Origin of the sequence: Streptomyces canus, assembly GCF_001514145.1 — a bacterium.
In the GTDB taxonomy this organism is placed as follows: domain Bacteria; phylum Actinomycetota; class Actinomycetes; order Streptomycetales; family Streptomycetaceae; genus Streptomyces; species Streptomyces canus.
In genome coordinates, this window is sequence record NZ_KQ948686.1 from 1 (window position 1) to 14,601 (window position 14,601).

The window sequence follows — 14,601 nt, forward strand, 5'->3', positions numbered from 1 at the left end:
TAGGACCGGGCCGGAAGAGCGAGATGTCGACGACGAGATCGTGGAAGGTGGCCGGCTGCAACCGCCCGACCAGGTCCCGCTGCCCCGGCGACTCGATCTGGAAGCAGCCCAACGTCTCGGTGGACCGGATGAGTTGGTACGTCGCCGGGTCACCCGGCGGTACGGCGTCCAGGTCGATCCGCTCCCCCGTGGCCCGCTCCACCTCCGCGACAGCGTGCGCCATCGCCGACTGCATCCGCACGCCCAGCACATCGAGCTTGAGCAGCCCGAGATCCTCGACGTCCTCCTTGTCGAACTGCGACATGGGAAACCCCTCGCCGCTGGTCGGCATGACCGGTGTACGGCGGAGCAGGGTCGCGTCGGAGAGCAGCACCCCGCACGGATGCATGGCGATCCCCCGGGGAAGAGCGTCGAGGGCCTCGACCAGCTCCCACAGCCGCCCGTACCGCGCCCCTTCCCGCCGGAACTCCCCGGCCAGCGCCTTGAGTTCGGGCAGTTCTTCCAGGGCCGCGCGGGCGTCACGCGCCCGGATGTGCGGGAAGGACTTGGCGATGCGGTCGATGTCGGCGGGGTCCATGGACAGGGCCGCCCCCACGTCCCGGATCGCGTGCCGCACCCGGTACGTCTCCGGCATCGCGACGGTGGCGACCCGCTCGGTCCCGAACCGCCCGATGATCGCCCGGTAGACCTCGAGGCGGCGCGCGGACTCCACATCGATGTCGATGTCGGGCAGAACGAGCCGCCGCGTGGACAGGAACCGCTCCATCAGCAGCCCGTGCTCGACGGGATCGGCGTGGGCGATCCCTAGAAGGTGATTGACCAGGGAACCGGCGCCGGAGCCACGTGCGGCGACCCGGATACCCATGTCCCGTACGTCATCGACCACTTGAGCGACCGTCAGGAAGTAGGAGGCGAATCCGTGGTGGGCGATGATGTCCAGTTCCTCGTGCATCCGCTCCCAGTACGCGGGCCTGCCCGCGTACCCCTTCAGCACCATCCCGGCCGCCGCCCTCGAGGCCAGTGCCCGCTGGGCGGTGCGGCGGCCCGCGCCGACGAGGTGCGGCTCGGGGAAGTGGACGGTGCCGATCCCGAGGTCGTCCTCGGGATCGACCAGGCACTCGGCGGCCGTGGCCTGTGTCTGCTCCAGCAGCCGGTGGGCGGTGTCGCGCCGGAAACCCGCGGCCTCGACGATCCGTTCGGCGGCCGCCAGCATGGACCCCGCGTCCTTGAGCCAGGCCTCGCCGGAGTCCAGTTCCTTGACGGCGCCGACGGGGACAAGGCGGCGGGCGGAGTCCAGGACGTCGGCGACCGGGCCGAGGCCGGCGTCGGCGTACCGTACGGCATTGCTGAGGACGGGGCGGATCCGCTGCTCGGCGGCGAAGCCGACCGTACGGGCGGCCAGCCGCAGGGAGCCCGGTCCGGTGCCCTTCCGCCCGTGCCAGACGGCTTCGAGCCGCAGGGCGTCGCCATAGGTCTCCCGCCAGGGAACAAGCAGCCGGGCGGCCCGGTCGGGACGGCCGGCGGCGAGGGCCCGGCCGACATCGGAGGCGGGCCCGAGCAGCACGGTCAGCCCGTCCCCCCGGTTCTCGGCCCGGGTCAGCAGCGGCGTGCCCCGCTCACCCTTGTCGGAGTGCGCCACCGTGACGAGCCGGCACAGGTCGGCCCAGCCGCGGGCGCCGTCCCGGGCGAGAAAGGTGACACGGGGGGCCGACTCGTCGACGAAGGCACCTCCGCGCACGGGAGCACGGCGCCGCTCCTGCCCTACGGGCTCGGCCTCCTCCACGGCCAGCCCCACCCCGAACAACGGCCGCACCCCCGCCTTCGCGCAGGCCTTGGCGAACCGGACCGTACCCGCGAGGGTGTCGCGGTCGGTGAGGGCGAGGGCGTCCATCCCCCGCTCGGAGGCGCGCTCGGCGAGGCGCTCCGGGTGCGAGGCGCCGTAGCGCAGGGAGAACCCGGAGACGGTGTGCAGATGAGTGAAGCCAGGCATCCACACCTCCCGCTGTCGAACATCAGTTCCCTATCGCCTCACCTCCACCATAGACCAAAAACCGAACGTATGTACGACGCCGATCGAGTCGCCTCTCACCTGCGGAAACGGCTGTTCGGACCCGATTGTGGCGTTTGATGTCGCGGCCACCGCGAAACGCGAAAGTCCCGCCCCCACAGAGGGGACGGGACTCCACGCACCACCGAACCGACCGTCAGCCGATCGACGTCCCGGTCGCCGACAACGCCTCCGTCACCGGCTGGAAGAACGTCTCCCCGCCGGAGGTGCAGTCACCACTGCCACCGGACGTCAGCCCGATCGCGCTGTTCCCCGAGAACAGCGACCCTCCACTGTCCCCGGGCTCCGCGCACACATCGGTCTGGATCAACCCGTTCACGATGTCGCCGTTGCCGTAGTTCACCGTCGCGTCCAGCCCGGTGACCTTGCCGGAGTGCACCTGGGTCGTGGAGCCGCTGCGCGTCACCGACTGACCGACGGTCGCGGCCGCCGCACCCGTGATCGCCTGCGCGGACCCGTTGTAGAGGTTCACCTCACTGGGGTGATCGACCTCAGCCGTGTACTTCACCAGCCCGTAGTCGTTGTCCGGGAAGCTGGACAGCGAGTTGGCGCCGATCTCGTTGCCGCTCGAGTCCGACCATGTCGAAATCGCCTCGGTGCAGTGCCCGGCGGTGAGGAAGAACGGCTCCCCGCCCTTGACCACGTTGAACCCCAGCGAGCACCGCCCACCGGAACCGCTGATCGCGTCACCACCCGCGATGAAGGGCTTGAACTCCCCCTTTGTGCGCTGGAGTTCGGCCACCGAGCCCAGTCCGTCGACCACCTTCGTGAGCTTGGCCCACTCGGCGGCGGAGACCGTACGGTCGGCGGTGACGACGACCTTGTTGGTCGTGGGGTCGGTCACCCAGGACGTTCCCGGGACGGCCGCGTCGCCGGCCAGCGTCGTACGCGCGCTCTTCAGCTCGGCGAGGGAGTTCGAGACGATTCTCGCCGAGGCTCCGGCCGCCGACACGGTCCTTGCCGCGTCCTCGTCGAGCACGTTCACCACGAGACTCTTGGTCTTCGCGTCGTAGAACGTCCCGGCCGCATCCGCGCCGAGATCCGCCCCGAGCGTCGAGGCGAGCTTTCCGGCCGCGAGGGCCGAGAGGGTCTTGACTTCGGGCGTGGCCGGCGTCTCGCTGGCGTTCGCAGTCTGCAAGGTGACTCCCGCCGCGACCAGCGCGGTGATGCCCGCACCTGCCACGGCGATCCGGCGCCTGGGTATGCGTCGATGCTTCAACTCGCGTCCTCCTGTGGGGGGTCGGCCCGGGAGAATGTGGGGATCTCACGGGCCGGAAGGCTGGGTTGACGAGCCCTTACTCTTCCGAACCCCGCAGGGAGCGCACAAGGGTGACTTCCGGACGCGCGTAGAACGCGGTTGCGCGCCCCCGCATTTTTTGACAGTCCACGGTCACCCCAGGCCATTCACGCTGCAAACACTACGAGCGAGTAACACCCCATCAGCCCGTGAGGTCTAGTCCTGTCCTGAATTCGCCCCTCCAGGATCCGGATCCAGCCGGGGCTCCAGTGACGGACGTTGCTCCTGCAGCGGTTGCTGTGGTGTTGGCGCCGCCCTCTCCAGGAACCGCAGCAGCTCGACGGGAAACGGCAGCACCAGCGTCGAGTTCTTCTCCGCCGCCACCGCCACCACCGTCTGCAGCAACCGCAGTTGCAGCGCGGCAGGCTGCTCGGACATCTCCTTGGCCGCCTCGGCCAGCTTCTTCGACGCCTGGAGCTCCGCGTCCGCGTTGATGACCCGTGCCCGCCGCTCCCGGTCGGCCTCCGCCTGCCGGGCCATGGACCGCTTCATGGTCTCGGGCAGCGAGACGTCCTTGATCTCGACCCGGTCGATCGTGACCCCCCACTCCACCGCCGGGCTGTCGATCATCAACTCCAGCCCCTGGTTGAGCTTTTCGCGGTTGGACAGCAGATCGTCCAGCTCGCTCTTGCCGATGATCGACCGCAGCGAGGTCTGCGCCATCTGCGCGACCGCGAACCGGTAGTCCTCGACCCGCACGACCGCCTCGGCCGGCGAGGTCACCTTGAAGTAGACGACGGCGTCCACCCGCACCGTGACGTTGTCCCGGGTGATGCCCTCCTGCCCGGGCACCGGCATGGTCACGATCTGCATGTTGACCTTCCGGAGCTTGTCCACGCCCGGAACGATCATCGTGAACCCCGGCCCGCGCACTTCCGGCCGGAGCTTTCCGAGGCGGAAGACCACGCCCCGTTCGTACTGCTTGACGACCCGCGCGGCCGCCATCACGTACACCGCTCCGGCGGACACGAGCGTCACGCCCGCCGCCACCAGCTCCTCGACCATCGCGACCCCCAGGGTCCGAACCAGGCGCTCAAGGTGTGCCCTTCGACGGTAACTCCGCTGTGTACACGAAGGGGAGACGGAGGACACAGGTGGTCCACGGCATCAGGACACAGGACGGCCGCCGGCTGACGAAGTACGGCCACCCGGACCCCACGGCGTCGCCCCCGGGAAGCCGTCGCCGCGCACCCGCACATCCGGTTCATCGCCTACGACCGCCCCGGCTACGGCGATTCGGACCGTCTGCCAGGCCGCCGTGGGGCCGACGCCGCCCGGGACGTGGCGGAGCCGGCCGGCGCCCTCGGACTCGGCCGCTTCTCGGTGCTCGGCCACTCCAGCGGTGCCCCGCACCCCTGACCGGACTGGCTCTGCGCACCACCCCACCACCGCACCAGACCACGTCATGATCACGGCGAACCCCCGTACGGCAGATGCGTACGGGGGTCCACCGGGTGCCGGCTGCGATGCGTGCCGTTGCGGGCCTAGAAGACGCTGACGCCGTAAGCGCTCAGGGCCTCGGTGACCGGCTGGAAGAAGGTCGTGCCGCCGGAGGAGCAGTTGCCGCTGCCGCCGGAGGTCAGACCGTAGGCGACGCCGTTGCTGCCGTACAGCGGGCCGCCGGAGTCGCCGGGCTCGGCGCAGACCGTGGTCTGGATCATGCCGTAGACGACGTCACCGCCGCCGTAGTTGACGGTCGCGTTGAGCGCGGTGACCCGCCCGCTGTGGATGCCGGTGGTGGAGCCGCGGCGGTTGACCGTGGTGCCCACGCTCGGGGTGGCCGCGCTGGTGATGTCGACGCTGCCGACGGTGCCGGAGATCGACGACGTCGGGTAGCTGGACGAGTAGCGGACGATGCCGTAGTCGTTGGTCGGGAAGCTGGACCCGGCCGTCGAACCGAGCGTGGTCGTGTGCCCGGAGTTCGACCACCAGGTGCCCGCGCCGTCGGTGCAGTGACCGGCGGTCAGGAAGTAGTAGGTGCTGCCGCTGCGGACGTTGAAGCCGAGGGAGCAGCGCCAGCTACTCGCATAGATGGCGTCGCCGCCGGAGATCAGCTTGTTGAACTTGCCCGGAGTCCGCTTGATCGTGAGCGCGTCGGCGTTGCTGCCCGCCTGCTCCTTGATCTTGGAGATCTCCGCCTGCGAGACCGTGCTGTCGACGGTGACGACCACACGGTTGGTCTTGCTGTCGACGGCCCAGGCGGTGCCCGGGATGTCGGCCTTGAGTACCGAGCTGCTGGCGCTCTTGAGTTCGGCGGTGCTGAACGGGGTCGCAGCGGTCGCGTTCGCGCTGGGGACCGCGATGGCGGCCGCGGCCACGAGGCCGGTGGTACCGGCGATCAGCCGGGTCCGTCTCGCAATGCCACTGCGGGGGGTGGTGCGCTTGATCCTCACGTTTCGTTCCCTCCCAGGGGAAGTCGGGGGCCCGCGTGGGGTCGGGGCCCGTGAGGCGCAGTCAGCAGCCCGGCCGTCCGGATTTCGAACACGCCGTGCCCCTGACAAGCGCTGAGGGGGAGTATTCGGCCGAACGGACGGTAGGCGCAAGGGCGCCTTTCGGCCGTCAAGCTTTGAAGTACCTTTGCGGTCCGGGTGAACCGGCCGCTCACCGGGCCGGGTTGCGCTCCCCCGCGGCGACGGCGACGCCCAGGGTGTTCCCCGGCGGCGGGAACGGGCAGATGAAGTGGTCGGCGAAGGCGCAGGGCGGCAGCAGCGCCCGGTTGAAGTCGACCGTCGTACGGCCTTCGGCGTCCGGCGCGGAGGGGTACAGGAACCGGAACCGGTAGCTGCCGTCCCCGCTCGTCGTATCGCCGAAAACCACCCACAGCGAGCCGTCGTCCCGGACCGCGGCCTTCAGCGTCAGCTCCTGTCCGTCGAGCACGAACGTCACTTCGCCGCCGAGCCCGAGCCCGCGCTCGGCCCCGTCCGCGTTCGGCACGCGCACGGTCCGCCGCGCGTCGTACGGCGTGAAGCGCCCCGGCACCGACCAGCGCGGATCGTACGGTGTGGCCCCGATGCCGCGGAACACCCGCCGGGACGGGGCGGCGGGGTCGAAGTCCCTTACGCCCCATACGCCTTCGCGCACCAGCACGACCAGCCTGCGCTCGCCGTACGCCACCCGTGCGGCCTCGGTCGGACCGAGGTCGGCGCTCAGCCGTACCTCGCCGTCGAAGGGCCGCCCGTCGACGGTCAGGCCGTCCGCCCCGGTCGCGGTCAGCGTCACGCCGTTGTCCGCGAGAGCCCAGGTGCCGGGGAGGCCCGGGAGCCGGCCGTCCGGATGGTCCTCCAGCCAGTAGGTGCCGATGAGCGCGAGTGGGCCATAGGGCTCGGACACCGCTTCGACGCGGTGCTCGTGCCACAGCTTCCAGGCGTCGGACGCGTCGGTGGTCATGTGATCAGCCTTTCCGTACGGGGTCGGGGAGCCCTAGGTGTGAGCGCAGGGTGGTGCCCCGGTATGCGGTGCGGAACGCGCCGCGCTCCTGGAGCCGCGGGACCACGTCGTCGACGAACTCGTCGAGGCCGCCCGGGGTGAGATGGGGTACGAGGACGAAGCCGTCGGCGGCCTCGCGCTGCACGAACTCGTCGAGCTCGGTGGCCACCGCGTCCGGGGTGCCGATGAGGAGCTGCCGGCCGCCCGCCTCGATCACGGTCTGCCGGATCGACAGGCCCTTCTCGCGGGACAGAGCAGCCCACTTCTCGGCGATCGCGACCGTGTCACCGCGCCGGGTGCGCCCCTGGGTGAGGGCCGGATCGACCACCGGATCGATGTCGGGCAGCGGCCCGTCCGGGTCGTAGGAGGACAGGTCGACGCCCCAGATCTGCTCCAGGGTGAGGAGCGCCGTCTGCGGGGAGGTCTGCTGCCGTCGGATCTCGGCGGCCTTCTCCTGGGCCTCGGCGGCGGTGTCGCCGAGCACGACGCCGATCCCGGGCATGATCTTCAGGTCGCCGGGCATACGGCCGTACTTGGCGAGGCGGCGCTTCACATCGGCGTAGAAGGCCCGGCCCTCCTCCAGCGAACTGTGCCGTGCGAAGACCACGTCGGCGGCGGAGGCGGCGAACTCCCGTCCCTCGTCGGAGTCCCCGGCCTGGATGACGACCGGGTTCCCCTGCGGCGGGCGGGGCACGGTGAACTCGCCCGCGATGTCGAAGTGCCGCCCGCGGTGCGCGAACGGCCGCGTGACCCCGTCCGGTGTCCAGGAGCCCCACAACTCCCTGGCCGCCTCCAGGAATTCGGCAGCGCGTGTATAGCGGTCGGCTCGGTCGAGGAAGCCGCCGCGCCGGAAGTTCTCTCCCGTGAAGGCGTCGGAGGAGGTCACCACGTTCCAGGCGGCCCGGCCCCCGCTCAAGTGGTCCAGGGTCGCGAACCTGCGGGCGAGTTCGAACGGCTCGTTGAAGGTCGTGTTGACCGTGGCCGCGAGCCCGAGGTGTTCGGTGACGCCGGCCAGCGCGCTGAGCACGGTGATCGACTCGGGGCGTCCGACGACGTCCAGGTCATGGATCCGGCCCTTGTGTTCGCGCAGCCGCAGCCCCTCGGCGAGGAAGAAGAAGTCGAACAGTCCGCGTTCGGCGGTGCGGGCCAGGTGCTCGAAGGAGGAGAACTCGATCTGGGATCTCGACTCCGGATCGGCCCAGACGGTGGTGTTGTTGACGCCCGGGAAGTGCGCGGCCAGATGCATCCGCCTACGGCTCATGACGCACTCCCGTGGTGGCGTACTGGTTGGCGGGCCTGGCGAGGCCCAGGTGCTCCCTGAGCGAACTGCCTGGGTAGAAGGTGCGGAACAGTCCGCGGTGCTGGAGCAGTGCCACCGTGCCGTTGACGAGCCGTTCCAGGTCGCGCAGTGGTTCGACGGGCGTGAGGTGGAAACCGTCGACGATGCCCTCGCCGTGCCAGGTGGCGATCAGTTCGGCTAGGTCGACGGGGCCGCCGCGGTAGAGCGGCCCCTGCGGGGTCTGCCGGGGACCGCCCCCACCGTGCCCCGGCTCGGCCGCGTGCTCGCCGTCACCGAGGTCGACGAGGAGACCGGCGAGGACCCGCAGCTGGTCGGGGTGACGCCCGAAATCCGCTGCCATGGAACGGAGTTGCTCCCGTACGGCGGCGGCCTGCGGGGCACTCGCGGCGCGGACGAGAGCCACGTCGGCGTACCGGGCGGCGGTCCCGCGGGCGGCACCGTCGGTGGCGTCGACCACGCGGACCGGGTGGCCCTGTGGGGGCCGCGGCACGATCGAAGGGCCCTTGACGGAGAAGGACGTGCCGCGGAAGTCGACGTGGTGCAGCTTGTCCCGGTCGATGAAGCGGCCGGTCGGCACGTCCCGGATCTCGGCGTCGTCCTCCCAGCTGTCCCACAACATCGCGGCCACGTCCGCGGCTTCACCCGCCTCCTGCCACAGGGCGTCGGGCGGAGCCGCCTGTCGGCGGCCGAAGAGACGGGCCTCGCCCTCGGTGCTCGACACGTCGATCCGCCAGCCGGCCCGGCCCCGGCTGACCCAGTCGAGGGTGGCGACGGCGGCCTGGACGTGGAAGGGCTCGGTGTGCGTGGTCGTGACGGTGGGCACCAGGCCGATCCGGCTGGTGGCGGGCGCGAGGCGGGCCAGCACGGCGAGCGCGTCGGGACCTGGCCGGGCGAAGCTGTCCTCGAGCGTCACGAAGTCGAGCCCGCCGCGCTCGGCGAGCCGGACGAGGGTGAGGTAGGAGGCGGCGTCATAGGCGGACGGCTGGTCGACAGCGGCGGACAGATGCAGCATCACAGCACCTTCGAGAGGAAGGACCGCGTGCGTTCGTGCTGCGGGGCGTCCAGCACGTCGGCCGGCGGACCCTGTTCGACGATGCGTCCGTCGTCCATGAACACGACGGTGTCGGCGACCTCACGGGCGAAGCCGATCTCGTGGGTGACGACGATCATCGTGGTGCCCTGGCGGGCCAGGTCCTTGATGACGTCGAGGACTTCGCCGACCAGTTCGGGGTCGAGCGCGGAGGTCGGTTCGTCGAACAGCAGAAGCCGGGGTTCCAGCGCCAACGCCCGTGCGATCGCGACCCGTTGCTGCTGCCCGCCGGAGAGCTGCCGGGGATGTGCGTCCGCCTTGTCGGCGAGCCCCACCCGGTCGAGGAGCCGCCGTGCCGCCTCGACGGCCTCCCTGCGCGGCCGCTTCAGCGCGGAGACCGGGGCCTCGACGACGTTGTCCAGCACGGTCAGATGCGGGAACAGGTTGAAGTTCTGGAAGACGAAGCCGATCCGCGTGCGCTGTCTGAGCACCTCGCGCTCGGGCAGCTCGTACAGCTTGTCGCCGGAGCGCCGGTATCCGACCAGCGCCCCGTCCACGCTGATCGTGCCCCGGTCCACCTTCTCCAGGTGGTTGACGGTGCGCAGCAGCGTCGACTTGCCGGAGCCGGACGGGCCGAGGATCACGGTGACCTCGCCGGTGTGCACGGCGAGGTCGATGCCCTTGAGCACCTCCAGTGACCCGAAGCTCTTGTGGACGGACCTGATGTCGACCATGACACTCATCGCTGAACTTCCCTGCTTTCCAGGTGACTTAGGCGGCCGTACGACCGGCGAGCGCGCAAAGGAACAGCAGCGCGGCCCGCGCGGTCGCGTCGTTCTGCCGGAACGCGGGCCCGCCGGTGCGCGGCCGGGTGAAGGCGCCGGGAGTACGGCCGTCGGTGTGCGGCCCGAGCGCGAAGCGTCGTGGGTGGGGCCGTCCGGACCGGTCCAGGACCCGCCCGTCGGCACGGTCCACACGCAGCAGCCCGTCCGGGGTCTCGGCGAGCCCCTCGGCGTGCAGCTCGCGCAGCAGCGGATCGAGGGCCCGCCGGACCGTCGGCTCGGGCAGCCGCGCCTCGACCAGCGCCCGTGCCCGGACCGAGTGGTCCGGCACGGTGGGGCTCGACGCCCGGAACACCCCGTCCTCGGCGCGGACTTCCATGTCCGCCCCGACGAACCTGAGCACTCCGGCCCGGGACAGCGCGAGCAGTTGCCGCAGCCGGGGTCCGGGCGGCCCGGAGGCCAGATAGCTGAAGAACCCGTGCCACCGTCCGCCGATGTCCCCGAGCCGGACCAGCTGCCCGTAGACGGAGAGCAGCCCGAGGAAGACTGCCAGGTCCGGGCTGTGTGCGGGGTCATGACGGCGGTTCAGGTCGGCCTCGACATACTCCCGCAGCCCTTCCTGGAACTCCTCGTGTGTCGCGTACCGCACCCCCTCCAGCGGCCGGTCGAGGGCCGCGAGGTCGAGCCGGTCACGGGGGTCGGGCACGGCGGAGGCGACGAGAGCCTGGACGTCCGTCTCGCTCCCGGCCGCGTACTTCTCCTCGAAGTCGGTCCAGGACATCGCGGTCCGCTCCGGATGCACGGTGAACAGCCGGTGGTAGTGCGCGAATCCGAGCTCCTTCACCACCAGCGGCCACACGTCCCGCCCGAAGTCGAAGCCCTCCGGCCGGGCGAGCAGCCCGTCGATCTCGGCGGGCCCCAGGAAGCGGGGCAGCGGCGGCCGCTCACCGGTCCAGTCGTAGCCGATCTTCGAGTGGTACGGCACTCCTCGCCGCGATCCGACGTAGAGGACCGGCTCGCGCCCGGACGGAACGTAGGTGTCCCCGTCGTAGCGCCCGCCCCGGCCCTCGGTCAGCAGCGCCATCAGGTCGACGAAGGCGAGCCCGAATCCGCGGACCAGGACCGGTTCGCCGGGCGCGAGTGCGGACAGGTCGCTGTCGGCGGTGAAGTCCGGTGGCAGGTGGACGAGACCGTGCTCCTCGGCGTACGCGGCCAACGCGCTCTGCTCGTCGTCCAGTTCGGCGTCCAGATGGCCGAGGGCCAGGACGACGAGGTCGGCGAGGAGCGGACGCGGCCGGCCCTCCAGCCAGACCTGCTGCCGGCCCTCGCGCGGGCCACTGACCCGTACGGCACGCCTCGGGTGGTGGTGGACGACGACGCCCTCCGGCAGCGCGGCCACCGCCTGCTCGTGCACCCAGCGCAGATACGCGCCCTGGAGTTGCCGGTCCGCGAAGGTACGGCCGTCGATGCCGGCCCACTCGTGCAGCGTGGGGCCGGGGCGCACGGGTCCGGCCATGTCCACGGTCTCGTCGGTGAACATGGTGACGTCCTCGGCGTGCGAGTTCATCCACAGCAGGGGCGACTGCGCCTCGCGCCAGATGCGTCCGGCGCCGGGCGGGTGCGGATCCACCAGGTGCAGGTCGAGGCCGCTTCCGTCGTAGAGTTCGGGCGCGTTGGCGGCGATCCGCTCGATCAGACCGGTCCCCCGCGGCCCGGCTCCGACGATCACCAGCGAGTGCCTCATCGGGTGCGCTCCGAGCCTCGGGCGTAGTGCTTCTCCAGGTAGTGCTGGCCGACGCCGAGCACCGAGGTGACGACGGTGTACCAGACGGTGGCGACCATCAGCAGGGGTATGACCTGGTAGGTGCGGTGGTAGACGAGCTGCACGGAGTAGAGCAGGTCCTGCACGGCGATCACGCTGACGATGGAGGTGCCCTTGAGGGTGCCGATCAGCATGTTCCCGGCCGGGGGCACGATGGAGCGCATCGCCTGCGGCAGCACGATCCGCCACCAGCGCCGCCACCGGCTGAGCCCGAGCGCCTGGGCGGCCTCGATCTGTCCGCGGTCGACGGAGAGGATCCCGCCGCGCACGACCTCGGCGGCGTAGGCGGCCTCGTGCAGGGTCAGGCCGATGACCGCGACGGTGACCGGGCCGAGCAGGTCGACCGTCCGCACCCCGAGGATGTGCGGGTACAGCGCCCCGATGTTGAACCAGAGCAGCAGCTGCACCAGGATCGGGATCGACCGGAAGAGCCAGACGTATCCCCAACTGACGCTTCTGAGCACCGGGTTGGCGGACAGCCGGGCCGCCGCGAGCAGCGCGCCCAGCACGAAGCCGAGCGTCATCACGACCGCGGTCAGCCAGAGCGTGAGCCACAGCCCGCGCAGCACCGCGTCGGTGGTGAAGTAGTCCGCGACGACGTCCCACTGGAAGGCGTCGTTGCGCAGCACGGAGTTGACGGCGAGCCCGAGCAGTACGAGAACGGCGACGGCGGCCGTCCACTGGCCGAGACGGCGACGCGGGACGATCGGCAGGGAATCCGCGTACTCCGGTATGCCGGGTGCGGAGGAGGCTTTGGCGAGGGTGTCGGAGGACATGCGAGGGCTCCGTGGCGAGTGGGGCCCCACCCGCTCGAACGAAGTCGAGAGTGGGGGACGGTAGAACTCGGACGGTTGCCTTCACACGGATGCGGCCTAGCCCCTCAGCAGGGCCGCCCTTCGAGACTACGGGTGCGTTTCCCCTCGTTGTCAAGGCTGTCCACACTGTGAGCCGTACGTCTCAAGTCGGTTGACGGCAAACCGGATGCCTGTTCCACTTACCCCATGCATCCACAGCAGTGGCTGGTCAAGCGCTCCCACATCGACTTCGGTCGCGTGTGGTCCTCTTCCTGTTGAGCTGACCCACTGCGCGCCCTGATTTTCAGGGCGCCTTTCGCGTTCTCCTTCCTCGCCTTCGCGCATCCTTCCCGCCTTCACACGCGCCCTCCCCTCACTCAGCGTTCCTCGCTTCCAGGAGACCGCCCCACCGTGCGCTCACTCACGCATGCCCGAAACGGACTGCTCATCCCCTTCGCCCTCATCACCGCGGGCACCCTGCTCCTGACCGCGTGCGGCTCGGGCGCGGAGGACACCGCCACGGCGTCGGCCCGGGCCGACGCGATCCCCACCACCGACGTCGTCTCCGCGGTCAAGAAGAACGACGCGGCGGCCAGGCTGCTGCCGTCCGGCACCACGAGCCTGACCCTCGCCGTCAGCGTCTCCGGTCAGCCGCCGGGCACCTCGATCCTGGACGACGGCAAGACCCTGGCCGGCCAGGACATCGACTTCGCGAACGCGGTCGCCAAGGTCCTCGGCATCAGGCTGAAGACCGAGCAGGCGAGCTTCGAGGCGATCCTGCCGGCCCTCGACAGCGGCAAGTACGACCTCGGCGTCGGCAACTTCGGCGTGACCGACGAGCGCCGCAGGACGATCGACTTCGTCACCTACATCAACGACGGCCAGGGCTTCGCCACCCGCAGCGACAGCAAGCTCACCAAGGTCACCGACCTGACCCAGCTGTGCGGCCTGAACGTGGCGACCGGCGCGGGCACGACGTTCGAAGCCACGCTGGAGGACAACAGGCACCTCTGCAAAAAGCCCTACAAGGTGCAGACCTACAACGAGCAGGGCGCGATCTGGTCCTCACTCCAACAGGGCCGCAGCGACGTCGTGATGTCCACGATCAACGGCCTGCGTTACGCGGTGGCCCACCAGCAGGGCGTGAAGTTCCTCAACGAGTACCACCGCCTGGACGTCGGTTTCGCCTTCAAGAAGGGCACGCCCCTGGCCAAGGCGTTCCAGGCGGCGGTGAATGACCTCATCAAAAACGGCACCTACTCCAGGATCCTCAAGAAATGGGGCACCGAAGGCTCGGCGACGACCGTCTCCCGCATCTCCCCACCCGAGCTGAAGTAGCGCTCTGACCTGAGGCTTCGTCAAAGCCGAGGGTCGCCGACCCCGTTCACCCGTACGTCCCAGCCCTCACCCGTACGCCGTGAAGAATCATATTTCACTCACAGTCAGCAGCCGTATGGGATGCGACCCTTGGGGCACCCGGCCTCTCGACGTATTCGCTGTGCACCAGTACCGTCACAAACCCCCCGCGCGGCGGCTATCCACTTGGCGCGCGATCCGCATCATGGATGACCATAGGGATACAGAAGCAAGAGAGACCGCTGTGAGAGGAGGCGTCCATGGGATCGGTGCGCAAAGCGAGTGCCTGGCTGGGCCTCGTTGACGACAACGATGACGAGCGTTACTACGACGACGACGGATACTCCGAAGGGACCGAGCCCGGGGATGCCTGGGTCACCGACCCGCGGGTCAAGGTGGCTTCGGACGTCGCCGAGGAGAAAGGCCGCCGGATCGGCACGGTGACCCCGGACAGCTTCCGGGACGCCCGCGCCATCGGCGAACTCTTCCGTGAAGGCGTGCCCGTCATCATGAACCTCACCGCGATGGAGGCCTCCGACGCCAAGCGCGTCGTCGACTTCGCGGCCGGGCTGATCTTCGGACTGCGCGGTTCCATCGAGCGCGTGTCCACCCGGGTGTTCCTGCTGTCCCCCGCCAACACGGAGATCGTGAACGGCGACCCGGCCGCGCACCGCACGGACGGCTTCTTCAACCAGAGCTGAGGCAGGGCCGCTCGCCGGCCCTGCC

The 14,601-nt window shown here is 70.1% G+C and carries 13 protein-coding genes; 3 read left to right on the plus strand and 10 right to left on the minus strand.

Going from position 1 to position 14,601, the window contains the following annotated elements; translation table 11 throughout:
- The 3 genes from AQJ46_RS48525 to AQJ46_RS48535 all read right to left on the minus strand — a co-directional run.
- A partial coding sequence (locus AQJ46_RS48525; protein WP_159064228.1) for a PHP domain-containing protein occupies positions 1–1,990 on the minus strand: 1,990 nt, incomplete at its 3' end.
- Positions 1,991–2,204: 214 nt separating this feature from the next.
- Entirely contained in the window at positions 2,205–3,287 is a 1,083-nt protein-coding gene (locus tag AQJ46_RS48530) for a S1 family peptidase (RefSeq protein WP_079072811.1), read from the minus strand.
- 234 nt (positions 3,288–3,521) lie between these two features.
- Positions 3,522–4,370, minus strand: a complete 849-nt coding sequence (locus tag AQJ46_RS48535) for a slipin family protein (RefSeq protein ID WP_059211770.1) — start codon at positions 4,368–4,370, stop codon at positions 3,522–3,524.
- 201 nt (positions 4,371–4,571) lie between these two features.
- Between AQJ46_RS48535 and AQJ46_RS58105 the strand changes: the two genes are divergently transcribed.
- Positions 4,572–4,724 carry an alpha/beta fold hydrolase gene (locus tag AQJ46_RS58105; protein ID WP_404828537.1) on the plus strand — a complete coding sequence of 51 codons (153 nt, stop codon included), beginning with the start codon at positions 4,572–4,574 and terminating at the stop codon, positions 4,722–4,724.
- 125 nt (positions 4,725–4,849) lie between these two features.
- On the opposite strand, the gene AQJ46_RS48540 is transcribed toward AQJ46_RS58105, so the two are convergent.
- The 7 genes from AQJ46_RS48540 to AQJ46_RS48570 form a co-directional block, all read right to left on the minus strand.
- Positions 4,850–5,758: a S1 family peptidase gene (locus AQJ46_RS48540; protein WP_059211771.1), complete on the minus strand. Its 909-nt coding sequence runs from the start codon at positions 5,756–5,758 to the stop codon at positions 4,850–4,852.
- Between the two features lie 208 nt (positions 5,759–5,966).
- Positions 5,967–6,752: a DUF1684 domain-containing protein gene (locus AQJ46_RS48545; RefSeq protein ID WP_059211772.1), complete on the minus strand. Its 786-nt coding sequence runs from the start codon at positions 6,750–6,752 to the stop codon at positions 5,967–5,969.
- Positions 6,753–6,756: 4 nt separating this feature from the next.
- Positions 6,757–8,052, minus strand: a complete 1,296-nt coding sequence (locus AQJ46_RS48550) for an NtaA/DmoA family FMN-dependent monooxygenase (RefSeq protein WP_079072812.1) — start codon at positions 8,050–8,052, stop codon at positions 6,757–6,759.
- Positions 8,042–9,103, minus strand: a complete 1,062-nt coding sequence (locus AQJ46_RS48555; RefSeq protein WP_059211774.1) for an LLM class flavin-dependent oxidoreductase — start codon at positions 9,101–9,103, stop codon at positions 8,042–8,044. The genes AQJ46_RS48550 and AQJ46_RS48555 overlap by 11 nt, the downstream gene beginning before the upstream one ends.
- On the minus strand, positions 9,103–9,864 hold the full coding sequence (locus AQJ46_RS48560) for an amino acid ABC transporter ATP-binding protein (protein ID WP_059211775.1): 762 nt from the start codon (positions 9,862–9,864) through the stop codon (positions 9,103–9,105). Before AQJ46_RS48560 ends, AQJ46_RS48555 begins: the two co-directional genes overlap by 1 nt.
- 28 nt (positions 9,865–9,892) lie before the next feature.
- Entirely contained in the window at positions 9,893–11,647 is a 1,755-nt protein-coding gene (locus tag AQJ46_RS48565) for an FAD/NAD(P)-binding protein (protein ID WP_059211776.1), read from the minus strand.
- A complete protein-coding gene (locus tag AQJ46_RS48570) occupies positions 11,644–12,501 on the minus strand; it encodes an amino acid ABC transporter permease (RefSeq protein ID WP_059211777.1) in 858 nt (285 codons plus the stop codon). The genes AQJ46_RS48565 and AQJ46_RS48570 overlap by 4 nt, the downstream gene beginning before the upstream one ends.
- A 429-nt stretch (positions 12,502–12,930) precedes the next feature.
- On the opposite strand from AQJ46_RS48570, the gene AQJ46_RS48575 reads away from it, so the two are divergent.
- Both AQJ46_RS48575 and AQJ46_RS48580 read left to right on the plus strand, forming a co-directional pair.
- Positions 12,931–13,857, plus strand: coding sequence for an ABC transporter substrate-binding protein (locus tag AQJ46_RS48575; protein WP_059211778.1), 927 nt, complete (start codon positions 12,931–12,933; stop codon positions 13,855–13,857).
- A 278-nt stretch (positions 13,858–14,135) separates the two neighbouring features.
- Positions 14,136–14,576, plus strand: coding sequence for a cell division protein SepF (locus AQJ46_RS48580; RefSeq protein WP_057614474.1), 441 nt, complete (start codon positions 14,136–14,138; stop codon positions 14,574–14,576).
- Positions 14,577–14,601: the final 25 nt, after the last annotated feature.

What these genes read in the sequence shown, in the direction of transcription:
- AQJ46_RS48535 (WP_059211770.1), bottom strand. Translation starts at nt 4,370, where the DNA reads ATGGTCGAGGAGCTGGTGGCGGCGGGCGTGACGCTCGTGTCCGCCGGA.
- AQJ46_RS48545 (WP_059211772.1), bottom strand. Translation starts at nt 6,752, where the DNA reads ATGACCACCGACGCGTCCGACGCCTGGAAGCTGTGGCACGAGCACCGC.
- AQJ46_RS48550 (WP_079072812.1), bottom strand. Translation starts at nt 8,052, where the DNA reads ATGAGCCGTAGGCGGATGCATCTGGCCGCGCACTTCCCGGGCGTCAAC.
- AQJ46_RS48555 (WP_059211774.1), bottom strand. Translation starts at nt 9,103, where the DNA reads ATGCTGCATCTGTCCGCCGCTGTCGACCAGCCGTCCGCCTATGACGCC.
- AQJ46_RS48560 (WP_059211775.1), bottom strand. Translation starts at nt 9,864, where the DNA reads ATGAGTGTCATGGTCGACATCAGGTCCGTCCACAAGAGCTTCGGGTCA.
- AQJ46_RS48565 (WP_059211776.1), bottom strand. Translation starts at nt 11,647, where the DNA reads ATGAGGCACTCGCTGGTGATCGTCGGAGCCGGGCCGCGGGGGACCGGT.
- AQJ46_RS48570 (WP_059211777.1), bottom strand. Translation starts at nt 12,501, where the DNA reads ATGTCCTCCGACACCCTCGCCAAAGCCTCCTCCGCACCCGGCATACCG.
- AQJ46_RS48580 (WP_057614474.1), top strand. Translation starts at nt 14,136, where the DNA reads ATGGGATCGGTGCGCAAAGCGAGTGCCTGGCTGGGCCTCGTTGACGAC.